Below are 23,601 nucleotides of genomic sequence, written 5' to 3' on the forward strand. Positions count from 1 at the left end.
TCGTTAGAAAATGAATCATGACGAAAAAATAAATGCGGCGCCGCAGACGGCGGGCGAACACATTCGAGATGATGACATATTTGTCGTTCTCGGCGGCGTTGAAGACGGATACCAGCTGGTAACGGCAGCAGACCCTGTCGCTGACACCGGCGGTTCGAGCCGCAAAGCCGATTCATTTGACGAATATTTAATCGGACCCGAATTGGAAGAGCTCGGGAAAACATCGCCGTTCGGCTTGGTCATTCGCATCGGCATCAAAGACGACGTGAAAGCGGCGGTTTCGGAAAAGGATTTGGAAGCGGTTGTTGAAAAGAAACTCGGTGACATTTTAAATTTGATTTCGGGCGTTTCTCATGAACAAACGCGCGATCAAATTGAAATTAAAATCAGCGTTGATGCCGTTAAAAACGGAGTCACTTTTGAGAAGATTGAAAGTTTTGTCAGGGAACAACTGATGGAAGAATTCCCGTTTATTGAATCGGCAGCGGTTCGCATTTATACAGACAAAGAAGCCGTGAAAGCAGGGCTTGAGATCGCAAGACGCGTTTATGAAAAGCGAGATGAAAGGGCACTTTCGATTCATGATGACGAAGCCGATAAATTCTACGGCTGCAAAATTTGTCAAATCAGCAGCCCGGCGCATGTTTGTGTGATTACGCCGGACCGCCCGTCCGTTTGCGGAACGATTAATTGGTTTGAAGCGGGGGCATCGGCTTTGGCAAATCCCGACGGACATGTTTTTGAAATCGAAAAGGGCGAATTGTTGGATGAGGCGGGCGGAGAGTACGCGGGCGTGAACAGCGCGCTTGCTGTCGGCAGCGGTGGTGAAAACGAGAGAGTTCTGCTTTATTCGCTGATTGAAAATCCGCATACGACCGGCTCGGTTTTTGAGATTATCGCGTTTTATATTCCTGAAATGAACGGCATCGGGCTTATTGACAGAACGACAAAAACGCCGAGCGTGAATTGTTTGACGTTTGAAGAAATGATGATTTTTACGGGATACGGTCAGCAGATTTCCGGGTTTTCGGGCGTCGGCGAAATGTATCTTTTGTCGGATAAATTCATGCAAAAAGAAGGCGGTTGGGACAATGTTGTTTGGATGTCACGTTCTTTAAAGGATAAATTAATTCAAAAAATCGGAATGATGGAGTCCGGCGGTCCGAGATATGAAAAATTGCTCGGCCGGATTCGTTTAATTCCGACGGAAAACGATGCCGAAAATTTAAACGCGCTGGCGGATTATTGGAACCGACATGAATAATTAAATAGGAATTCAGCATTGAATACACCCGAATTATGACGCGTAAAATGAGATATTCCGATTTGGAAAAATTGTTTCAGATTCTACAAACCGAAGGCAAAACAGATTTGCAGCTTTCGGATTTATCGGGCGCGAAAGGAGATGAAAAAGAACTTCTCGCCCGCATTTCTCAAATTTCTTCACTTCTCGGTTGTGAAACGGACAGTGAGCTGGAAGCATTGCTGAGCAATGCGTATCCGGTTTCAGACACGCTTGCCGCCGCCAAATTCAATGTGGCGGATTTCACGCAATTTAAACAATCGATTCAAGAAGTGACGCTCGGCGCAGGCAGCCGGAAAAAACCGTTTGTCATCGGCGGCGAAAAAACAATGCCTTACTTTTTTGACGCGGCAATGCCTAACATCAACCGCGTGACAATGGATGTTTTTGACATGCCGGTCGGCCTTGCCAAATCCGTTCGCTCCAATTATGAAGACGTATTGGAAGATCCTGCCGCCTGGGCGAAAAAATCAGTCAACGAGTTCGGTGCCGACATGATTACGATTCATTTGGTTTCAACCGATCCCGCCATAAAAGACACATCCGCAAAGGAAGCCGCAAAAACCGTTGAAGAGATTTTGCAGGCGGTCGACGTGCCGATTGTGATTGGCGGAAGCGGCAATCCGCAAAAAGATCCGGAAGTCTTGGAAAAAGCGGCGGAAGCAGCAGAAGGTGAGCGCGCGCTCATCGCATCGGCCAACCTGAACATGGACTACCAACGCGTCGGCAACGCCGCTAAAAAGTACGGGCATGTGATTTTATCATGGACACAGATGGACATCAACGCCCAAAAAGAGCTCAACCGCAAACTGTTCCGCCAATGCGGCATCGAGCAAGACGGACTGATCATGGACCCGACAACGGCCGCGCTCGGTTACGGTTTAGATTACGCGTACTCCAACATGGAACGCATTCGAATGGCGGGATTAACGGGTGATGCCGAGTTGGCTTATCCGCTCTCATCCGGAACGACAAACGCCTGGGGCGCCCGCGAAGCTTGGATGATTGCATCTCCGCAAGCAGCGGATTCCGACTGGGGCGACCGTGAGTACCGCGGCCCGATTTGGGAAATTATTACAGGAATGACGCTTGCGCTTGCCGGAAATGATTTGTTTATGATGATGCATCCCAAAGCGGTTCAATTCTTGAAAGAATTCACGGGAATTTTGGGTAATGCCTCAACCGTTGATTCTGAAATGAACGACGATTGGCTGACGGAGGTGTACTGAAATGGCGAAACAAGTCAGCCCGCTAAACATTTATCCGCTTCTTCCCGATGATTGCGAATCGCTTTTCGGAACATCGAAGATGGCGGTTGCAACGCAGCTTGCCGGCAAAAAAATGAAAGTCAGCGATGTTAAGGAAATTTATGACAAACTGCCGCCGGAGTTTGCCGAAAAATACGAAAAACTCGCCGATCTTTTGAGTCCCGCGATTCGTGAAATTGAAATCGGCGCGGGTGACAAAAAAATAATAATCGGCGGCGATGATGTGATGTTCCGCCACACGCTTTCGTTTTACAACAAACCGCCGGTCGCGGTTGATGTTTGGGACACGATGAGTGATGACGAATTGTTTGAGAGAATTAATAAAATTCAATCGTTTCAAAAATTCTATGTCGGCGACTTCCTTTATTTGGATATGATTGCGGTTCGCTCAACATCCGGCAATCCCGAAACATTCGGAAAATGCGTTGAAAAGATTATCGCGCATTCCGATTTGCCGCTGATTTTGTGTACGAAAGATGCAAAAATTATGCGCGCGGGTCTTGACGCGGCGGACGGGAAAAATCCGCTGATGTACGCCTGCGATGTGAAAAACCGCAAAGAAATGACAACGCTGGCGCTTGAATTTGATGTTCCGATTGTCATTACGGCTGCCGGGAATTTGGATGAAACAAAATCGCTTTCGGCAACCCTTCAAAAAGACGGCGTGTCAAAAATTGTGATTGATCCGGGCACCGCTTCTTACAGCGCGGGATTTAAAAAGACATTCCAGAATTTCATCAAGCTCCGAAAAGCGGGACTTGACGGCGACAAAGATTTGGCGTTTCCGCTGATTGCTTTGCCGATTGCCGCAAGAAAATCAAACCCGCGGGCGAATGAGAAACTGCCGCAGGAGATTGTTGCCGATTATCATGAAACAATAACCGCGTCTGCTTTGACGGTTCGCTACGCTGACATTATGATTATTCACGGCTTGGGAGGGCATGAGCTGCTTCCGATTGTTCATGTCACCGACATGATTTACACCGACCCGAGAACGCCGTCTTCGGTTGAGCCCAAACTCTATCAAATCGGAAATCCCGATTCGTCGTCGCCGGTTTTGTTCACGACAAACTTCGCGCTGACCTACTACACGGTGGAAAGCGATTTGGCGTCGGCCGGCTTTGACGGTTACGTTTTGGCGGTCAACACAGGCGGGCTCGGCGTGGAAGCGGCAGTGGCCGGCGGACAGCTGACAGCGGAAGTCGTTAAAAAGAATTTTGAAGAAGCACGGTTTAACTTTGAAGAAACCGATTATCAAACGCTTGTGCTGCCGGGATTGGCGGCGCGTTTGCAGAATGAGATTGAGAAATCAATGAATATCGCGGCGGTTGTCGGCCCGATGGATTCGGGAAGATTGGCGAAGTGGCTGGAAGAAAATTGGCCGCCGGAAAAGAAAACATAATGAAAAACATGACACAAAAAGAAAATAAACTGGACCCGAAACAATCGTCTTCTGCGATGACCGTTTGTCCGGAATGCGGCAAAGAAACGGACAAAACCGTGAAAAATGTTTGTCCGGAATGTTTCGGCAAAAAATTAAAATTATTTGATTTACCGGAGGTACTTCACGCGCGCATTTGCCAGCGCTGCGGCGCCCACTATTACAAAAGCAAATGGGAAGACATGGGAACGCCGGAAGAGGTGGCGATGCTGACAGCGGAAGAGCATCTCGCCATTCCCGACACGATTGACAACGTCACTGTCGGCATGCACCCGCACGCGCGCTCGCCCTACATTTTTGATGTTTTGGTCGATGTTGGAGGCGATGTCGATGATGTTACCTATTATCAAAACGGCAAAACGGAAGTTCGGATTAAAAGAGAAGCCTGTGAAATGTGCAGCCGTCGCGCCGGCGGATATTTCGAAGGAATAATTCAAATCCGCGCCAATAACAGAACGCCGACAAAAGAAGAAGTGATGGACGCGCTGAAACTTGTTGAAGAATCCATGCTGGCGCAGTTGAAAAAGGGAGATAAGCTGGCGTTCGTGACGGATACAATGACGTTTAAAGACGGCGCCGATGTTTATATCGGCTCAACGAAAGCCGGGAAACATGTTTGCAAACACATCATTGAAGTGATGGGCGGAACAGTCACGGAATCATATACGCTTGCCGGTATGAAAGACGGCAAAGATATTTACCGAACGACTTTTGCGATGAAGCTGCCTGAATTTAAGAAAGGCGATGTCGTTTATTTCGAAGACAAAGTGATTGAAATCAAGAACTGCGGCAAGCGTGTGACGGGAATTAATTTGATGAATTCATCCAATTTCTTTATCGAAGGCGAACATTTCAAAAACACAAAACTGCTCGGGAATACCGCAAACGCGAAAGAAACGGTTCTTGTTTCCGTTGAAGAGCACGGCATTCAGATTTTAGATCCGGAAACGTTTGAAACAATTACGATTCAAAAACCGATGGGCTTTAACGCGCTCCCGGGAAGCGAAATTAAAGTGTTCAAGACGGAATACGGAATTTTTGCGCTTTGAAGAAAAAGCAAAAATATAAAAGCTAAAACGCACAGGTTTATCTATTATAAAAAGTCATTATGATTTATATTTTATAAATACGATTTTAACAAAACGAATGCGGGAACATTCGCATGATTTAAAATATCCGAATGAGGTAAACGATTTGATTAATTTAGACGATCCCTTGATTCACGGCTATCTGCTCCGTTTAATCGGTGAAGACGGCATTACATTGATTCGAAATATGCCGGAAGGCGAAGTAACGGATGAAGAGATTTGCAATGCGCTTAATCCGCTTCGCGCCGTTTCAAAGGCAGCCGATGACAGAGTTAAAAAACTGAATATCGAAATCAAAGCGGCCAAAGAAAAGGGCGAAGAAACAAAAAAGCTTGAAAAGGAATTGGCTGCCGCTGAAAAGGAAGCTGTCACCGCCAAAGAAAATGTCGGCGATGAAAAAGAAATCACATTAAACACGGTTCGCAAGATTCTTTTCATTCTTTATGAAAACAAATTCACAATCTGCCACAGAGAAAGAGATGCCAACAGCGGTTGGCTCACATTCCGCTGGATGATCAATATGGACGGCATTTACCACCAGATTGAGCGTGAAAAGAAAAAATTGTACAGAAACTTGGTCAAACGCAAGGAATACGAAGACAACAATATTTTCTACGTTTGTCCGCAGAATTGTCTCCGCCTCGTCTTTGACGAAGCAACAGAAACGGAATTCCTCTGCCCGCTTTGCGGTGAAGATTTGGTTTTCCAGGACAATGAACCGTTTAAAGAACTCTTGGACAAAAGAATTGAAGAGTTTGAAGAAACGGCATGATTTGAATTGCTTGCGCCGCCGCGCGCGAGCAGCACCATTTTTTTCAAAAACGAAACAAAACCCGAATGCATTTTTTAGAATTATTTAATCAAAATTCAGGTGATGAAAATGATTTCAAGAGAAGAAGCCATTCAGATTCTCAAAGACGAAGGCTGTGAAGAAAAAGTCATTCAGCATTGCATTACTGTTGCCGATACCGCCCTTGAAATCGCCCGGCGGAATATTGAGAGAGGACACCAAGTCGATATGGAACTTGTTGAAATCGGCGGTTTGCTTCATGATTTGGGACGCGCGAAAACGCATGGTATGGATCACGCGATCATCGGTGTCGAACTCGCGAAAAAACACGGCATTGAGAAGCCGGTTTTGGAAATTATCAAAAAACATATCGGTGCCGGCGTCACAAGAGAAGAAGCGGCGTATTTCGGATTGCCGGATGATGATTACTTTCCAAGAACATGGGAAGAGAAGATTGTTGCGCATGCCGATAATATGGTCAAAGGCTGTAAAATAATCACGCTGAAAAAAAGAAATAAACTTTTGGAAGAAAACGGCGCGGATGAAGAAATTTGTAAACGGATTAATGATTTGGCGTATGAAGTTGATTTTGAAAACTGCGGAAAAGAGGATTGAAAAAATCAAAAACAAAGAATCAAATCTAATTAAATCAAATCTAATCAGATCAAAGAATTGAATAAGAAAAGAACCGAAAGACCGTTTGAAAAACGTGAACGGGAATAAAATCAAAGGAAAATATATATACATCGAAAACGATTATGTCATAAATTAATATTTAAGCCGGTTCAGAGAACTTTTTTCAAATCGGCTGTTACTTCTGAAATTTAAAACGGCTGACATTGAGAGGTATCGGTTGCGATGCCTTAAAGTGCTTTATTTTATGTTTTCAAAATTTATTTGGAAAAAATAAATTTAAACAGTAATGGTTTTTATAAAATCAAAAAGGGCATAAATTTCAGAGAATGTTTCACAATTAATATTCACATTTATTATAGAAAATTTCAAACAAAAACAATCAGGTAAATTATTATGGAACAAGAAGTACTCAAAGGAACAACGACAGTCGGCATGATTTGTACAGACGGAATCGTTCTTGCCAGCGAAAGGCGCGCAACGATGGGACACTTTATCGCCAGTCGTGAAGCTAAAAAAGTGTACCAGATCAGCGACACCACAGGCCTCACCATTGCAGGTACTGTCGGCGACGCGCAACAGATTGTCCGCGCCATGACAGTTGAGTCAAAACTCTATGAAATGAGACGCAAAGAACCGGTGACAATCAAAGGCCTTTCCACAATGCTTTCAAACATGCTCAATTCCGTTCGAGGGTACGGCGTTCAGCTTTTAATCGGCGGCGTTGACAAAAACGGCCCGTCCCTTTATTCAATTGACGCGTTGGGCGGAACCATTGAAGAAACAAGAGCTGTTTCAACCGGCTCCGGCTCCCCGATTGCTTACGGTGTTCTGGAAGACAATTATAAAGAAGGAATGACCGTTGACGAAGGAGCGCAACTTGCAATCCGCGCGCTTCACAATGCAATGAAAAGAGATTCAGCCTCCGGTGACGCAATCAGCGTCGTTAAAATTACCGACGGCAAATTTATCAGAATGGAAGACGAAGACGTCAATGAATACAGAAAAACATTAAACTGATTCTGTATTTCATTTTTCATTTTTACTTTCAATTTATTGATTCAACTTATTTATTATTTAATTTATTATTCAACTTATTTATTATTCAAGTTTAATGAACGGCGTTTAGATTCTCACATTTAAGCGCCAGAAATAATTGATTTTTTGAGTTTCGAAAGCAGAGCTCCGAAATTGAATCGGCCGCTTTTTTCATGTTGCCTTTTGAAAACGTCATAAATCATTTTTCAGATCAATTCAACAGACTCAAATTTCAATACAATACGATTAGACGATACAATTTATTCATTTTAAAAAAGGAAGAAAATAATGGCAATAGATGACGTTTTAGCTGACCTTCAAAATAAAATCGAAAAAAATCTGCCTGAAGGCGTAACCATTTCAGGCGTGAGTTTTGAAGGCCCACAATTAGTACTTTATACGGAAGACCCGAAAAAGTTTGCCGACGACGGAAATATTATCAGAAATTTGGCCAAGGCGCTGCGTATCAGAATTGCGGTGCGTCCCGACCCGAAAGTGTTGGCAGAGCCGGAGAAATCCATTGAGATTATTCACAAAATCGTTCCGGCGGATTCCGTTATTTCAAATTGTTATTTTGACCCCGATTCCGGCGAAGTGATTATCGAAGCCGAAAAACCGGGACTCGTTATCGGTAAACACGGCGACACGCTTCGTGAAATTACCAAAGAAATCGGCTGGATTCCGAAAGTGGCAAGAACGCCGCCGATTAAATCCAAGACCGTTAAAAATGTCCGCGATTTCATGAGAAACAATCTCAAAGAAAGAAAAGAGATTCTGCGTGATGTCGGCCGTAAAATTCACCGTGAAACAACGCACACAGACCAGTGGATCCGCGTCACGGGTCTCGGCGGCAGTTTGGAAGTCGGCAGAAGCTGCTACCTCCTCTCAACGCCCGAATCTAAGATTATGATTGACTGCGGTGTCAACCTCGGCGCAGAAGACAAAACGCCTTACCTTTACGTTCCCGAAGTCAACAACTTCAGCGAATTGGACGCGGTTGTTTTAACGCACGCCCACATGGACCACCAGGGATTGATCCCGCTGCTTTACAAATACGGTTTTGACGGTCCCGTGTACTGCACGCCGCCGACTCGAGACATGACTGTTCTGCTCCAGCTGGACTACGTTGACATCGCCTCAAAAGAAGGTAAAAAGGTGCCTTACGATTCTTCAACGATTCAAAAAGAATTGTTGCATATGATTCCGCTCGACTACGAAGAAGTGACGGACATCGCGCCTGACATGAAACTGACATTCCACAACGCCGGTCACATTATCGGATCTGCCATTGCGCACTTCCACATCGGCGACGGTCTTCACAACATTGTCTTTACGGGCGATTACAAGTATGAGAGAACACGTCTTTTCGACCCCGCCGTCAACCGTTTCCCGCGTGTTGAAACTGTGATTACGGAAGCAACATACGGCAACAACAACGGTTATCAGACACCGCTTCGGGATGCCGAAAAGAATTTACAGAAAATTATCCGCGACACCGTTAACCGCGGCGGTGCTGTTCTGATTCCGGCATTCGCAGTCGGCAGAAGTCAGGAAGTCATGATTGTTTTGGAAGAAGCCATTCGTAAAGGCTACATTCCGAATGTTCCCGTTTATTTGGACGGTATGATTTGGGAAGCAACCGCGATTCACGCAACGCACCCTGAATATTTGAACAGCGAACTCAAGAAACAGATTTTCCAAAAAGGTCAAAATCCGTTCTTGTCGGAATCTTTCAAGCAGGTTGATTCCAAAGACATGCGTGAAAAGATTTTGGAAGAACCGCATCCGTGTGTCATTATCGCGACATCAGGCATGATGACGGGCGGTCCTGTCATGAGTTATTTCTATAAGTTAGCACCGGATGAACGCAATACGCTTGTCTTTGTCGGCTACCAGGCTGACGGAACCATCGGCCGCCGTCTCCAAAAAGGCTGGTCTGAAATTGCCGTCGGCAACAACAACACTGTCAAAGTCAACATGAACGTGGAAACAATTGACGGTTTCTCCGGTCACTCAGATGTGAGACAGCTTCACGAATACATCCGAAAAATGCAGCCCAAACCCGAGCGCATTTTCACGGTTCACGGCGATGAAAAATCCTGTATCGAATTGGCAGAAGCCTTGCGCAAGAAAAACAGAATTGATGCGAAACCGCTTGTGAATTTGGAAACATTCAGGATTTTGTGACGAAATTCTGATTTTTCTTTCTTTTTTATTTTTCACGCTTTTTTTTGGTTTTATATTATTGACATTCTTTAAAATTCTAGTAAAATTCGATTTTTTTCGGCGTATGGAGATATTATACTCACAAAAACAATATGAGTTGAATAATTTAAAAAGATTCATAAAAAAGACAAAATTGGAGACAGAAGGTGATTCTTCTGTCTCGAAAACAAGTAAAAGATACAATAAATGCAAAAGGAATCAGTATTGGCATATACACATATGATTTTCAAAATGAATATATTTCGTTGACTGACATTGCAAAATATAAAAGCGATGAACCAAATGATGTAATAAAAAATTGGATGCGGGCGCGAGATACAATTGAGTTTTTGGGTTTGTGGGAATTACTCCACAATCCTAATTTTAAACCCGTCGAATTCGACGGGTTTAGAAAAAAAGCGGGTTTAAACGCTTTTACACTTTCTCCTTCAAGATGGATTTCCGCGGTAAATGCAATTGGCATTGTATCGAAATCAGGACGTTACGGGGGCACATATGCACATTCAGACATCGCTTTTGAATTTGCATCTTGGATTTCAGCTGAATTTAAATTATATATAATAAAAGATTACAAGCGCCTCAAAAATGATGAAAACAGCCGCTTATCCTTAAATTGGAATTTGAATCGCGAGATGTCAAAAATAAATTATCGAATTCAAACAAATGCAATTAAAGAGAATTTACTGCCGCCGGAACTTACACAGGAACAGATTTCAATGACATATGCCGGGGAAGCAGATTTATTAAATGTTGCATTGTGGGGAATGACTTCAAAACAATGGAAAGAAACTCGACAGAGTAAAAACGCAAATAATATCCGTGATGAGGCAAGTTTGAATCAGTTACTGGTTCTTGCAAATATGGAAAGCTACAATGCAATACTCATTGAACAAGGAAAAACACAATCAGAAAGGTTAATCATTTTAAACAGATTAGCTGTCAAACAATTAAAAACACTTACAGAAATCAATACAACCGATAGAAGATAAAAGATAAGAGGAAACTTTTTAGAGGAAGGTATATTTTTATCATGACTTTTAATTAAAATGATTAAATTTTTTAAATTTACATAACCAAACCGGTAATCAAAAACAGAAAGCGGAGTAATTTATGAAAGAACTTGATACTATCCGACCCGACGAAAGCAGATCTTACAGCACTTTTTTAACGGACGGTTGTCTTTGCTGTCAAAAAGGCGCGAAAATGGTTTTGTTCGTGACGGGACTTTGCGACAGGGACTGTTTTTTCTGTCCGCTTTCGGAAGAGCGGAAAAATAGAGATGTGATTTTTGCGAATGAACGCGCTGTTTTAACGGACGCAGACGTACTGGAAGAAGCGCGCGCAATGTCTGCCGAAGGAACAGGAATTACGGGCGGCGAACCGCTTTTAGAGCTTGAAAAGGTGATTCATTATATTCGGCTTCTCAAAGAGGAATTTGGAGAGAATCATCACATTCATCTTTATACGTCAACGGCGCCGAGTGATGAATACTTGCAAGTGCTTGCCGCGGCGGGTTTGGATGAAATCAGGTTCCATCCGCCGTTTGAATTATGGGATAAATTAGACGACTCCGATTTTGACGTTTCTTTGAAATCGGCATAGGAAAACGGCATTTGCGCCGGATTTGAAATTCCTGCGATTGACGGGGCGGAAAATGTTGCTGTTTTTGTGAAAAAAGCCGGCGGTTTTTTGAATTTGAATGAGTTGGAATTTTCAGAAACAAATGCCGAAGAAATGAAAAAACGCGGGTATGTTTTAATTGATGATGAGTCCAATACGGTTCTCGGTTCGGCTGAAACGGCGAGAAAGGCGTTTGATGCATTTGATTTGTGCGACTCCGAAAACGGAGAATGCAAAATGAACTTTTGTTCATCCCGTTACAAAGATGCCGTCCAGCTTCGTTTAAGACTTTTGAGAACGGCGCGGCAGAATGCCCGGGATTTTGATGAAATCACAGAGGACGGGACGATTATTTTCGGGCGGATTAAAGTGCCGGCTGAGTTTTTAGAATCTTTTGATGTTTTTTTGAAGGAAAACGAACTGCCGGAAGAATCTTATGCAGTAGACGCGGATCGAAATACAATTGAAACGGCTTGCGGGATTGCCGAGGAGCTGGCAACTATTTTTGAAGAAGAAAATCCGAATTTCGGACAAATTCAAATCTGGATTATTGAACAATATCCGTTCACAGGCGGCTTCGTCGTCGGCAGTGAGCGAATTTACTAATATTTAAAGCTTACGCGTAAAAATTTATAAAGGATTAATCTCTATAAGGATTGTTTAATCCGCTGACGCGTAAGCCGTTTTTCATAATCGGCTGATAAATCTTGCGGATGGTCTCTAAAAACGAATTGTAAAAACAGTTTATAAAATTCGGTTTAAATTATGATAGGGAGTTATAATTTAGCCGTTCGGCAATTCAAAACAGCTTTTAAACGATTTCAAAATCGGACTATTTGCCGTAAAAACTGAAAACAGAACAATTCGGACTTCGTAAACATATGGCATACGAAGTCAACCCAAAAATCAATTAAGGGATACAAAGAGGGGTGTCAGGGCTGCAATCATCAGAAGACAGAGTAAAGGAAAGATTAGAAAAATACCTTTCAAGAGATGAAAACGGAATACGAAAAATTGTATTAAATTTGTTTATTACGGGTGACAAATTCACGACCGGCGACGTTTACAAACATTTGGAACAAGAAAGCTGTGACGTGAGTTACAGAGGCGTTTCCGCTATGGTCGGATTAATGAACACGAGACTCGGTATTTTAAGCATTAATGTTACCGGCGATCACAATATCTATTCATTAAAGGATGACTACAAAACAGTCGTTCAAGCAATTCTTACCCATACCGCTCAGTAATTGAGCATGTTGTTTTTTTGTTTTCGTATTTCGTAAAAAGTAAAAAAAGAATGCTGATAAAGCATTCTTTTATTTTTTATTTTAAAATTATTTTATAATTTTAACTTTCAACAAAATGTAATCATTTTAAAAATGGAATCATTTGAATTTGTTATTAAAATTAGTATTAAAATTATCATTTAAATTACCATTTAAATTATCATTTAAAATTTGAAACGGTTGCCGCTATGCCTCAAAAAAGAAAAAACTCAAGAACTTTTTTGCGTTCCGCTGAATACATTCCGGAACATATCGCTTTTATTATGGACGGCAACCGCAGATATGCTCACCGAAAGGGAAAAGAAGCGAATTGGGGTCATACAGCCGGCGTTTCCGCGGTTGAAAATTTGCTTCACTGGACATATTTGGCAAAAATCAAACACATCACGATTTACGCTTTTTCAACGGAGAATTTCAAGCGGAATCCGACGGAGGTTGAAAGCATTTTTGAGCTTCTTGAAAAGATGCTTTACAAGCTTTCAACGGATGAGAAGATTCTGAGCAAAAAAATCAGGATCAGAATGATTGGCGAAACGGACAATTTGCCCGAAAAAACGCTGAGCGCGTTTAAAGATTTGGAAGAAAAAACCGCCGGCAACGATAAAATGTTTTTAAACGTCGCGCTCGCTTACGGCGGCCGCAATGACATCACACAAGCGTTTGAAAGAATTGCCGAAGAAGCCGTTCTTCCCGAAAATAAAGAAAAACCTGCCGGCGATTTTTTATCGGACGATGAAATTTCAAAATTCCTCTTCCCGTTTTCCGACGAGATTGTCCCCGGTGTTGACTTTTTAATCCGCACGGGAGATGAGCGCAGAACGTCCAATTTCCTGCCGTGGCAAGCAAACGGCAACAACGCCGTCGTCTGTTACTACAACAAATTTTGGCCGGAATTCACATTTAAAGACTTGTTTTACACGCTGAGAATTTACGGGCGTATGGAAGAAGACCGCCGAAAAGACGAAGAACGGCGTCAAAAAAAGATTGACGCATTTTTGGCAGACTTGAAAAGCTGAGCAGCTCGGTGCGCGCGTCGGGGCCCATTTTGAGAATATAATTGGAAGAGCAGAGCGGTTAAAAAAATAATAAAAATGAGAACAAGTGCGCGGTTAAAATTTGATGAGGCAAACCACGACCGCAATCAACCAGCGCGATCAGTTGACAGCAGCAAAGCAAACGGCAAGTAACAGCAGCATAAGCAAACGGCAGGTAGCAGCATAAGCAAACGGTAGGTAGCAGTAGCAAAGCGAACGATAGGTAGCAGTAGCATAAGCGAACGATAGGTAACAGTAGCAACGCAAACAGTAAGGTAACAGTGCTCACGTTCGCGCAAGCGAACGGATGTGATAAGAAAGAGCAGATGCAAGCAGCAAAGCAGATGCAAACAGCAAAGCAGATGCAAGCAGCAAAGCAGATGCAAACAGCAAAGCAGATGCAAGCAGCAAAGCAGATGCAAGCAGCAAAGCAGATGCAAGCAGCAAAGCAGATGCAAGCAACAAAGCAGATGCAAGCAACAAAGTAAATGTAAGTGGCAAAGCAGTGCAGCCGACAGGTACAGAACAAAAATGAATAATAAAAAAGCTATTTTTCACTTTTGCTGTATCGGCTGGATACGAATCCGCAAATTTCCGATTCCTCACTTCACTTCGTTCCGTTCAGAATCGTAAATTAGCGGGTGGTTGTTTGAGATTTAATAAATTATTTGAAAACGTCCGAATGATTTAAAAATAAAATGAAAAAGAGACATTAAATTCAAAAAATAAGAAAAATCTGAATCAAAAAATTAGATCAAAAAATTAAGTCAAAAAAAAGATTAAAAAATAAAAGAAAAAGAAAATCATTCGGTGCTGTCATCGACGACAAGAATGTGATCTTTCTCTTTGCTGTCTTTTTGAACGCAGTCGCTGTTTTCTTGGCAGTAAAGGATTTCTTCAATCGTTTCTGCTGTGATTAATTCGCCGGGAATGCAAATCGGAATTCCGGGAGGGTAAATCATCACGGCTTCGGCGGCGACGCGACCGACGGCTTCACCGATTTTCACCGAAACTTTGTCGGCGTAAAATGCTTGTCTCGGGGACAGGATTTGCGGCGGAACGTAAACGATTTCTTCGGGAATGTCCAGCATTTCGTATTTGCCGTAATAGGTGTCGGACAAATCTCTGAAAGCGTCAACCAATCGCCAGATTGTTTCTTTTGTATCACCGATTCCGATGACGGCCAAAACAATTGTCGGCTCAGCCAATTCCATTTGAATGCCGTATTTTTCAAACATAATGTCGTAAACATCAAAGCCGTCTAAGCCAAGCTTCGTCACGTTGATCACGATTTTAGTCGGATCGTAAGTCATTGTCGTGACACCTTCGTTTTCGTCCAAAACGGAAAGGCCGGGAATTTTGGAAATCTCTTTCTTTACTTTGCGGCATTCATGAACGAGTTCGTGAAAGATTTCTTCGCCTTGCGTTGCCAAAAGTTTTCGGGACGATTCCAAAGACGCCATCAGCAGATAGCTCGGACTCGTCGTATGGAACATAAGAACGCGCTTTTTAATAGAATGATATTTGACCAATCCTTCGTTGTGTAAAAGCATCGCGCTTTGCGTGAGCGAGCCGCCTGTTTTGTGCGTGCTGGCGACAACTAAATCAGCGCCGAGTTCGGCTGCGGATTTCGGAAGCGCGGACGAAAAGGAAAAATGCGCGCCGTGTGCTTGATCCACCATCACGACAATATCTTTGCTGTGCGCGTATTCGATGATTTGTTCCAGATCGGCGCACGCGCCGTAATATGTCGGATACACCAGGAAAAGCGCTTTCGCATCGGGATTGGCTTCAACGTATTTTTGAATCGTTTTCAGCGTCATGCCGCTGGCAATCGCAAAATTCTGATTGATTTCAGGTTCCATGAAAACGGGAACCGCGCCTGATAAAATCAATGAATTCGTCACGGATTTGTGAGCGTTTCGCGGGATGAGAATTTTTTCGCCGTCATAACAAACCGTCATGATCATGATCTGAACGCCGCTGCTGCTGCCGTTGACCAGATAAAAAGCGTTGTCGGCTTTGTAAGCTTCGGCTGCCAATTCCAAAGAGTGTTTGATAACGCCTTTGGGATGCGCGAAAGTGTCCATTCCGACGGGAGAATTAACATCCATCAAATAAACTTCTTTGCCGACCAACTTTTGAAAATCGTCTTCACGAATTCCTCTTTTGTGGCCGGGGACATCATACGACGTGATATTCTTCTGATCGAATTCACGTAATGCATCAATAATAGGGGTAGCATTTTGGTCCATCTACACTTATAACCTCTGATTTATTTCAACAAAGAAAACAAAAACGGTATGGGGACATTAATAAAACAGATATTTTAGAACAGAGGTGTTTTTCGATATCCGTTTTCGCCTTTTTCCGTCAAAATAAATTAAACAAAATCATAAAAAGATTTCAATATTTAAAACTAGTCCTTTACAAATGCAAATCCAAATGTAAATCCAAATGTAAATCCAAATATAAATCCAAATATAAATCCAAATATAAATCCAAATAAAACGGCTAAATAAAACAAAATGATGCAGCAAAAATTAATATGATTTCGAACGCATTTCTATTCAAATAATAAAAAGGTGTTTTAAAATGGATTGCATTTTCTGTAAAATCATTGCCGGAGAAATCCCGTGCTACAAAATCTATGAGGATGAAAACGCGCTTGCCTTTTTGGATGTCGGCCCCTGCGCCGACGGACATACGATGGTGATTCCGAAAAAGCATTCCGACGCGCTTGTTGAGATGGCGCCCGAAGAAACCGGCAAACTTTTTGAAGCCGTCAACAAAGTTTCCAACCAAATCATGAATAAAATGGATAACATTACAGGTCTCACAATCGGCGCGAACACATACGAATCAGCCGGTCAAACCGTGATGCATACGCATATCCACATATTCCCGCGCTACGAAGGCGACGGCGGCGGCACAACACATTCTATCGTTGATTCGGCAACCTCCAAAGATCCCGAACAGCTGAAGAAAATGCATGAAATACTGACAAAATAAAAAATAAAAAAAATGAAAATAAAAAAAAATATGAAAATAGCCGGCAACCGGGAAATGAATCGGATAAGGCATTAATCAACATATCAGTATATCAGCATATCAGAGCATTTTGCATATCTTTCCCGTCTCGAAGGAAATACCATGGAATCTGAACAAAAATACGGCAAATATTTCGGTGTCTGCGCTTCATTTCATCACTCAAAAGCGTGTCTTTGTCCGACATGCGCTTTGCACCCGGATTTTGGAAACGTTATGTACTGCGCCAAAGGCAGCTGCCCGACGTATGGGTCAGGCAATGAAAACGGAGAAGTCGGAACAATCGGATTTGATGAAGCTGAAAAAGAAGATAATACGGAATGTTTGTGTCAAAAATGCGCTGTTTACAAACAATTCGCTATGGAAGAATCCGATTTCTGTAAACCGGAATAAAATAGCACATTATAACACTAAATGTTATAACATTAAAATGAGATGAATATGAATCACATGAATCAACCGGAATCGAAATGCAATTGCAGCGCGCCTGCAAAAGGAAGATACGACCGGCAGCTACCGCTCTTTGGAAAAGCAGGCCAGCAGAAATTAGCGGAAGCGTCTGTCTTTATTGCCGGAACAGGCGGTCTCGGCTCCCCGGTTGCGACATATTTGGCGGCTGCCGGTGTCGGGAAAATTGTTTTGCTGGATTGCGACACGGTTGAAAAAACGAATTTGAACCGCCAATTTTTGCATCATGAAGAAGACATCGGCCGAAAGAAGGCGGAATCCGGTGTCGAAAAGTTAAAACGGATGAATCCCGAGATACAGGCGGAATCCGTTTGTGATTTATTGACGGAAGAAAATGTTGAAAATTTAATCGGCGATTGTCAGATTATTGTTGACGCGCTTGATAATGACCGAACCCGAAGAGTTTTGGCGGCTTTTGCGGTTCGAACGAAGCGTCCTTATTTCCATGCGGCCGTCTCCGGATTTCAGGGACAGCTCGCTTCATTTTATCCGGAAGACGGACCGTGTTATTTCTGCGCGTTTCCGGAGTCAGATGAGGGCGAAAATGACTCTAATAAATCGGTTTTTCCGATTGTCGGTGCCACTGCGGGTATTATCGGATCCATGCAGGCGAATGAAGTTATCAAATACATAACAGGCACGGAAAAAAAACATATCGGCAAATTGTTTATTTGGGACGGATTGGCGAACACTTTTGATTTCATTGAAATTGAAAAAGAGGCCGATTGCGAAATTTGCGGCAAAAACAAATGAATGCAAACATTAAACATGAGTGAGAGGGATAAAAATGAAAATTTCAATATCCGTTTTCGGAACGCATAAAAAAATAACCGAGAATCTGATTCACATGGAAATTCCGGAACAATCAAGTGTCAAAGGTTTAATCACAGAGTTTGCGTTCACCCACTTAGCTGACCCTGATTTGGTGATAGATAAAGAAGGTAATCTGAAACGCCATTTAATCATTCAAGTCAATAAAAAAAGAGTTATACCGGGCAAAGCAGCCGATTTTATATTAAAAGACGGCGATGAAGTCACGGTCTATCCATCCGTTTCAGGAGGATAAATTTTCATATCCTTTTTCAAAATCCGTTTTTTCAATCATTTCGATTTTTTCTCGTTTGTTCCGTTTCATTTATTCCATTTCGTTTGTTCCATTTCGTTTGTTCCATTTCATTTATTCCGTTTCGTTTATTCCGTTTCGTTTGTTCCATTTTCATTTGTTCCTTTTTCTTTTATTCTATTTTCTTGTTCCTTTTTTCAATGAACAAAACCGAAACATCCGTTTTATTAATTTTCAACCCCGAACGCCCGTTAAAACCCAAAATAAAAAACGATTTTTTGTTTTAAGGTTTAGTCGGCGTTCGTTTTTTTAGAAATTGAGAAAAAACGATGTTTTGATTCAATCAAAAAATATTGAAAAAACGAAGCAATCACCTCCAACGACGCGTTTCACGAGCGTAAGCGAGTGAAAGAAGGAGTTGGAGATTCACCCCTGCGATTAATAAAAACTAAGCAGGGGCGGTAAGATATGCGCATAATATTCACTTTTGAAAAAATATTTTCATTAATGGCAGGGAGTAATCCGCAATTTTCAATTTCATTCGCTTCGCTCATGAAATCTCAATTGCGGTCGTTTTTGAACTTTTCATATATTAAAACAAAACCGAAACATCCATTTCATTATTTTTTCAACCCCGAACGCCCGTTAAAACCCAAAATAAAAAACGATTTTTTGTTTTAAGGTTTAGTCGGCGTTCGTTTTTTTAGAAATTGAGAAAAAACGATGTTTTGATTCAATCAAAAAATATTGAAAAAACGAAGCAATCACCTCCAACGACGCGTTTCACGAGCGTAAGCGAGTGAAAGAAGGAGTTGGAGATTCGCCCTACAATTCAATAAAAAACAAACCGGACCCTGGTATATTGAACAGATTCACCATTAGTAGAAAAATGATTTCAATTACGGCGGGGAGTAATCCGCAATTCTGCAATTTTGTTCGCTACCGCTCACAAAATCTTGAATTGCGGTCGTTCTTGAACTTTTCACAAATTAAAACAAAAATGAAACATCGCTTTTCATTATTTATTCAAATCCGAACGCCCTTTAAAATCCAAAATAAAAACCGATCTTTATTTTAAGGTTTAATCGGCGTTCAGGTTTTCGATATTGAAAAAACGATGTTTCGGTTTAACAAAAATTAAATGAGATAAATAAAGAGAAAATGAAATAGAAATGAAATAAAATAAAAGATAAAATGAAATAAAAATTAATTTTTTCGTTTTGATTTATTCATCATTTATTTTGGATTGAATAAATTTCAAAACGGAAATCGCATCTTCTTTTTTGATATCGGCGGCATTTCCGTCGGCAATCCATTTTTCAAAAGAATCGAGTTTTTGGCTGTCAATTGCTTCTGTTCCTTTGGCTTCTTCGATTAAGAAATCGTATGTTCTGTCGGGATAATACATTTCAGCGGCGATTTTAAAGAGAGCCGCGCTTTCTTCCGGTGTTAAAACGATTTCGGAGGCGGCTTTTTCCAAAGTGGCGCGAATATTGACCAATGCTTCCGACACGGCTTCGTTTGAAACGGGATCGCAGATGACGGCAACTTCATCGTCGGACTCAACGACTCCGTTTTTGTAAAGCTCGAAAACGTTTCCGATGCCGACCATTCCGAATGACTCGGTTTCCGATGCGCGAAGCGCGCCCATGCTGGAAGCACCGGCAACAAAAATGCCTTTGTTGAGCGCGGAAAGAATTTCGCGATGACCGACCGAACATTGTTCAAAAAAAACGCCGTCAATGAGGCAAATTATATCAGGATTTTCAGCGGCGGCTTTTTCCAAATCACCGCGAGATGCCGGCGGCCGAAAATCTGCGCTCGGCAAAAGAGAGCGGGCAGTTTTCAAATCCAAACTCGGCCCGAGAAAAACAATAATTGATTTAGCCGCCATAATTTTTCAAGTTAAATTTCAAGTTAAATTTCAATTAAAAGTCAATAATGCCGCTCACAAATCCGTTCACGTTTCACGAACATATTTGCGAACCCTGCCACCTGTTTTTGCAGCCTTTGAGCGCGCCGCCTTGCATCGAACGCCCATTCTGTCAGAATCAATCGCATAAGCTTCAATTCCCGGAATAATCACGTGAACAACCGGAATTCCGAGTTCGGGACGCGTTAAATCCTTGACAATAACGGTCTGAAGCCCGACACGATTCAAAGCGCGAACCGTGTTTTTAATTTCATCCAAAAAGTCATCCGTTGAAATGTCTTTCAGCGCGTTCCATTGGACGGTTGCGGATTCATCAAACCATTTCGCGTTCAAGCGTTTGGTACGGTCATATCCGATTTGCTTGCGGACATCTGCAATTGTTGCGTCTTCGCGGGCACCGTGAATCTGAGTGGCGCGGCTTTGGGCAACTTCAGTGAGCGCACGAAGTGCTGCGATTTTCGGAGAAGAATGCGTCCCCATGCCGAGACAAAGCAGCGTCGGATCTTTCAATTCAACATCATCCGCGATTGCCGCAATCGTTGGAAGACCGATGTCGCTTGTGATATCGCGAAGAAAAACGTCGACGCCGGCTTCTTTAAAAGTGTTGATTAAATTCAAAATATCAGCGTCATCAATGTCAACAATCAATCTGCCGCCGGTTTTCTCGGCTTCGCAAAGCGACCAGGCATCACGCTCAATCACTTCGCACATAGCATGAAAAGTCGCTTCTTCAAGAGCGTTTCCGGAAGCAATTCCGTTTGTCCCGGTTCTGAAAACCGAATAATAGTGAGACGGAAGCGGGTGATAAATCGCCGCGGCGGGAACAAGAAGTTCTTCCAAAAGAAGTGTTTCGCCGTCATCGGCAAACAATATTTCATAAGCGGGCGTCCATGGAATAACCGCATCAGGATCAACCGCTTCGGGTAAAATTAATTCAACGGGATCCAAAACTTCAAATTCTTCTGCCAAAACGGGATACTTGCCGGTCACGAGTTGGTCATCTTGCTGAAGCTCCGCTGAGTAACGTTCCATCCCTTCCATGATGGCAGAAACACGCGCCGCAATCGGTGTCACGCCTTTGCCGTTGTAAACGGAAATCGCGCCGTCCGCCGCGCCCGGCCGAATGCATGAAAAAACGGGAATGTTGAGACGGTCCAATTTGGTGATGTCGGCGACCCGCGTAATGCCGGCAACTTCCGTCAGCGGTTCAACAATTTCAAAGGTTTCTTCGGGAGACTTGATGCGGTGAGTCTCTTTACGATACAGTTTTTTGCAAGATTTGAATTCCATGTTGCGTGAAAAACGAATCGAAATGATTTAACAGTTTTCAATGAATAAAAAAAGAGAGAGAAAGAAAAGAAAAAGAAGATAGAAAAAGAGAAACAAAAGGAATGAAAAGGAGAATGAAAAGGAGAATGAAAAGAAGAAACAAAAGGAATGAAAGAGAAAAACAAAGGAATGAATAAAAAGAATGTCTTCTTCTGCTGTTAATTATTAAAAGAAAAGAAAGATGAGTACACTGGCCGGGACTCGAACCCGGGTTCGAGCGTTGGCAACGCCCGGTGATAACCACTACACTACCAGTGTCCTTCGATTATGAAACAATTCTAAAACTGCTTCAAGCTATTAAACGGTTTCGATAGCTAAATGCCCAAAGCCGGACTTGAACCAGCGACAACTGCCTCTTCAGGGCAGCGCTCTCCCAACTGAGCTATTTGGGCACAGATGTGCTGCCGTTTATTCCGGCATACAGCTTAATCGAAATTTGATGGGCCCGCTGAGATTCGAACTCAGGACCTCCGCCATGTCAAGGCGACGTCATAACCATCTAGACCACGAGCCCATTAACGAACATTGTAAGGAAGTTTTCGGATTATCGGAAAAACCGAAATCGTGACAGCTTATTGCTGCCTTGTTCCCTTACGGCTGTGCACTTCTCATAAATATGATAATCGTATATAAAGGTTTTGAGCTGCGGGAGCAGTCCTTTAAATATGCGCCGGAAAATCGCAAAAATTGAATGATTTTATTGAAATGTTTAATTTTATTGATTTAACTTTTGTTGATTGTTTAATTTAAGAAATTTAATAGAAAACATTCGGCGTTTCGGTTGCATTATCAAACGTCATTGTTTTGCCGTCAGGGAAATACAATGCCAAGTGTCCGACTTCATATCCCAATCGGTGACTGTCATGAAGATAATACAATCCCTCCCGTCTGGAAGAATTGATTAATTCGATTGTCGCGGTCGTTCCGTGAACAGAAGTAATTCGATATTCTTCGAAATCATAAAGCAAAACATCCAGATAAGGATCCAGATTGCGGCTGCCGAAGAAGAAAACATATAACTGCGACAAAAATCCGACTTCATAATCAATCCTGACCGTTGCATTTTCATTGGTAAAATGAATATCCATTTGGTTAATATGAATCGGCGGTTGAGAAGAAAGCGAATATTGAAACATTGTCGAAGCTACTAAAATCACTGAAACGGCAGCAAACAATATAAAAAAATGAGACGCTTTCATTTAATTTCCTCAATACCGAGAAGGTTACAAACTTTAACTACCATTTGGATAGCGTTTTTTGAATATATAATATTCCTCAGTAATTATGATTAATGAAATTATAATCAATGAAATTAGAATCAGTGAAATTAGAATCAGTGAAATTATGATATTCCCCGATGAAAAACGAAATAACATAAATTACGCCGTCAAACAACAGTCAAAGAAAACTGTTTTAACGGAAGAGAAACAACAAACAGTGTTATAAAATGGTAAACAAGAGTGAATAACCAAATGACAGGGGATATATTGGTGAACATGGACAAAGAAATGACAAAGAAATACCTCATTGCCGGCATTGCGGGAATGATTGTCGGCATAATTCTCGGTTTTGTCGGCGGATACGCTTTCTTGGCATTGGTTATTATAATAGTCGGATTGACGGCATACAAATATTACAGAGTAAAAAATGGAGAAATTATTGAACCGTACGGTTTGATTGAGAAAATCCAATACACGGCAGTCGGCGTTATTGTTGCAGTCATTTTTTATTCATTAATTGCCGTTCAATATTTGGTCGGCATTTTTCTTTGCGTCGGCATCATTCTTTTGGCGGCGGCTTTGATCCATGCAATTCGAACAGATGTGTTGGCAATGGATAATTAATCACTATTTTTTATTATTTTTTATTGAATGATTATTTTTATTGAACAGTTTTTTAACTGTTATTTTTTTATAATCTGTTTTGTACTGTTATTTCTATTGATTTGATATCTATTGATTTGGTATCTATTGGTTTGATATCTATTGATTTGATATCTATTGATTTGGTATCTATTGGTTTGATATCTATTG

The 23,601-nt window shown here is 42.1% G+C and carries 24 protein-coding genes and 3 tRNA genes; 18 read left to right on the forward strand and 9 right to left on the reverse strand.

Annotated elements, in window-relative coordinates; translation table 11 throughout:
- Positions 1-10 precede the first annotated feature (10 nt).
- The 13 genes from C7391_RS03335 (at position 11) to uppS (ending at position 13,709) form a co-directional block, all read left to right on the forward strand.
- Entirely contained in the window at positions 11-1,264 is a 1,254-nt protein-coding gene (locus C7391_RS03335; protein ID WP_133517148.1) for an acetyl-CoA decarbonylase/synthase complex subunit beta, read from the forward strand.
- Positions 1,265-1,299: 35 nt separating this feature from the next.
- On the forward strand, positions 1,300-2,532 hold the full coding sequence (gene cdhD, locus C7391_RS03340) for a CO dehydrogenase/acetyl-CoA synthase subunit delta (RefSeq protein ID WP_133517149.1): 1,233 nt from the start codon (positions 1,300-1,302) through the stop codon (positions 2,530-2,532).
- A 1-nt stretch (position 2,533) separates the two neighbouring features.
- Entirely contained in the window at positions 2,534-3,973 is a 1,440-nt protein-coding gene (acsC, locus tag C7391_RS03345) for an acetyl-CoA decarbonylase/synthase complex subunit gamma (RefSeq protein ID WP_133517150.1), read from the forward strand.
- A complete protein-coding gene (locus C7391_RS03350) occupies positions 3,934-5,061 on the forward strand; it encodes a 60S ribosomal export protein NMD3 (protein ID WP_133517151.1) in 1,128 nt (375 codons plus the stop codon). Before acsC ends, C7391_RS03350 begins: the two co-directional genes overlap by 40 nt.
- A 145-nt stretch (positions 5,062-5,206) precedes the next feature.
- Positions 5,207-5,872, forward strand: coding sequence for a transcription factor (locus tag C7391_RS08650; protein WP_394343203.1), 666 nt, complete (start codon positions 5,207-5,209; stop codon positions 5,870-5,872).
- 108 nt (positions 5,873-5,980) lie between these two features.
- Positions 5,981-6,505, forward strand: coding sequence for an HDIG domain-containing metalloprotein (locus tag C7391_RS03360; RefSeq protein WP_133517152.1), 525 nt, complete (start codon positions 5,981-5,983; stop codon positions 6,503-6,505).
- Between the two features lie 411 nt (positions 6,506-6,916).
- On the forward strand, positions 6,917-7,543 hold the full coding sequence (psmB, locus tag C7391_RS03365; protein ID WP_394343204.1) for an archaeal proteasome endopeptidase complex subunit beta: 627 nt from the start codon (positions 6,917-6,919) through the stop codon (positions 7,541-7,543).
- A 306-nt stretch (positions 7,544-7,849) separates the two neighbouring features.
- Entirely contained in the window at positions 7,850-9,748 is a 1,899-nt protein-coding gene (locus C7391_RS03370) for a beta-CASP ribonuclease aCPSF1 (protein WP_133517154.1), read from the forward strand.
- A gap of 185 nt (positions 9,749-9,933) precedes the next feature.
- Positions 9,934-10,776 carry a KilA-N domain-containing protein gene (locus tag C7391_RS03375; protein WP_208107053.1) on the forward strand — a complete coding sequence of 281 codons (843 nt, stop codon included), beginning with the start codon at positions 9,934-9,936 and terminating at the stop codon, positions 10,774-10,776.
- A 121-nt stretch (positions 10,777-10,897) separates the two neighbouring features.
- Positions 10,898-11,389: a radical SAM protein gene (locus tag C7391_RS08515; protein WP_223610994.1), complete on the forward strand. Its 492-nt coding sequence runs from the start codon at positions 10,898-10,900 to the stop codon at positions 11,387-11,389.
- An 87-nt stretch (positions 11,390-11,476) separates the two neighbouring features.
- Entirely contained in the window at positions 11,477-12,013 is a 537-nt protein-coding gene (locus tag C7391_RS08520; RefSeq protein WP_223610993.1) for a hypothetical protein, read from the forward strand.
- Positions 12,014-12,336: 323 nt separating this feature from the next.
- Positions 12,337-12,654, forward strand: coding sequence for a DUF2551 domain-containing protein (locus C7391_RS03385; RefSeq protein ID WP_208107054.1), 318 nt, complete (start codon positions 12,337-12,339; stop codon positions 12,652-12,654).
- Between the two features lie 227 nt (positions 12,655-12,881).
- Positions 12,882-13,709 carry a polyprenyl diphosphate synthase gene (uppS, locus tag C7391_RS03390; RefSeq protein ID WP_133517155.1) on the forward strand — a complete coding sequence of 276 codons (828 nt, stop codon included), beginning with the start codon at positions 12,882-12,884 and terminating at the stop codon, positions 13,707-13,709.
- Positions 13,710-13,834: 125 nt separating this feature from the next.
- Here uppS and C7391_RS03395 read toward each other — a convergent pair whose 3' ends face one another.
- From C7391_RS03395 to C7391_RS03405, 3 genes are all read right to left on the reverse strand, one after another.
- Positions 13,835-14,059: a hypothetical protein gene (locus tag C7391_RS03395; RefSeq protein WP_133517156.1), complete on the reverse strand. Its 225-nt coding sequence runs from the start codon at positions 14,057-14,059 to the stop codon at positions 13,835-13,837.
- The gene (locus C7391_RS03400; RefSeq protein ID WP_166627388.1) at positions 14,013-14,228 is read right to left on the reverse strand and encodes a hypothetical protein; all 216 of its coding nucleotides are present in this window, start codon (positions 14,226-14,228) and stop codon (positions 14,013-14,015) included. The genes C7391_RS03395 and C7391_RS03400 overlap by 47 nt, the downstream gene beginning before the upstream one ends.
- A gap of 302 nt (positions 14,229-14,530) precedes the next feature.
- Positions 14,531-15,982 carry an aminotransferase class I/II-fold pyridoxal phosphate-dependent enzyme gene (locus C7391_RS03405; RefSeq protein ID WP_133517158.1) on the reverse strand — a complete coding sequence of 484 codons (1,452 nt, stop codon included), beginning with the start codon at positions 15,980-15,982 and terminating at the stop codon, positions 14,531-14,533.
- Between the two features lie 340 nt (positions 15,983-16,322).
- Between C7391_RS03405 and C7391_RS03410 the strand changes: the two genes are divergently transcribed.
- The 4 genes from C7391_RS03410 (at position 16,323) to C7391_RS03425 (ending at position 18,309) form a co-directional block, all read left to right on the forward strand.
- A complete protein-coding gene (locus tag C7391_RS03410; protein ID WP_133517159.1) occupies positions 16,323-16,739 on the forward strand; it encodes an HIT family protein in 417 nt (138 codons plus the stop codon).
- A gap of 141 nt (positions 16,740-16,880) precedes the next feature.
- Positions 16,881-17,168: a DUF2769 domain-containing protein gene (locus C7391_RS03415; protein WP_133517160.1), complete on the forward strand. Its 288-nt coding sequence runs from the start codon at positions 16,881-16,883 to the stop codon at positions 17,166-17,168.
- 48 nt (positions 17,169-17,216) lie between these two features.
- The gene (locus C7391_RS03420; RefSeq protein WP_223610991.1) at positions 17,217-17,996 is read left to right on the forward strand and encodes a HesA/MoeB/ThiF family protein; all 780 of its coding nucleotides are present in this window, start codon (positions 17,217-17,219) and stop codon (positions 17,994-17,996) included.
- Between the two features lie 34 nt (positions 17,997-18,030).
- Positions 18,031-18,309 carry a MoaD/ThiS family protein gene (locus tag C7391_RS03425; protein ID WP_133517161.1) on the forward strand — a complete coding sequence of 93 codons (279 nt, stop codon included), beginning with the start codon at positions 18,031-18,033 and terminating at the stop codon, positions 18,307-18,309.
- A 1,222-nt stretch (positions 18,310-19,531) separates the two neighbouring features.
- Here C7391_RS03425 and C7391_RS03430 read toward each other — a convergent pair.
- The 6 genes from C7391_RS03430 to C7391_RS03455 form a co-directional block, all read right to left on the reverse strand.
- Complete coding sequence (locus tag C7391_RS03430; RefSeq protein WP_133517162.1) at positions 19,532-20,200, reverse strand: TfuA-related McrA-glycine thioamidation protein; 669 nt, start codon at positions 20,198-20,200, stop codon at positions 19,532-19,534.
- A gap of 66 nt (positions 20,201-20,266) precedes the next feature.
- Positions 20,267-21,529 carry a YcaO-related McrA-glycine thioamidation protein gene (locus tag C7391_RS03435; RefSeq protein WP_133517163.1) on the reverse strand — a complete coding sequence of 421 codons (1,263 nt, stop codon included), beginning with the start codon at positions 21,527-21,529 and terminating at the stop codon, positions 20,267-20,269.
- A gap of 225 nt (positions 21,530-21,754) precedes the next feature.
- Positions 21,755-21,826, reverse strand: a tRNA-Gly gene (locus tag C7391_RS03440).
- 61 nt (positions 21,827-21,887) lie between these two features.
- Positions 21,888-21,960: transfer RNA gene (locus tag C7391_RS03445), tRNA-Phe, on the reverse strand.
- Positions 21,961-22,008: 48 nt separating this feature from the next.
- Positions 22,009-22,082 (reverse strand) — tRNA-Val (locus C7391_RS03450).
- A gap of 241 nt (positions 22,083-22,323) precedes the next feature.
- Entirely contained in the window at positions 22,324-22,767 is a 444-nt protein-coding gene (locus tag C7391_RS03455; RefSeq protein ID WP_133517164.1) for a hypothetical protein, read from the reverse strand.
- A 273-nt stretch (positions 22,768-23,040) separates the two neighbouring features.
- On the opposite strand from C7391_RS03455, the gene C7391_RS03460 reads away from it, so the two are divergent.
- Positions 23,041-23,412: a hypothetical protein gene (locus C7391_RS03460; protein WP_133517165.1), complete on the forward strand. Its 372-nt coding sequence runs from the start codon at positions 23,041-23,043 to the stop codon at positions 23,410-23,412.
- The last annotated feature ends 189 nt before the right edge of the window (positions 23,413-23,601 follow it).

It is taken from the genome of Methanimicrococcus blatticola, assembly GCF_004363215.1.
GTDB classification, from domain to species: domain Archaea; phylum Halobacteriota; class Methanosarcinia; order Methanosarcinales; family Methanosarcinaceae; genus Methanimicrococcus; species Methanimicrococcus blatticola.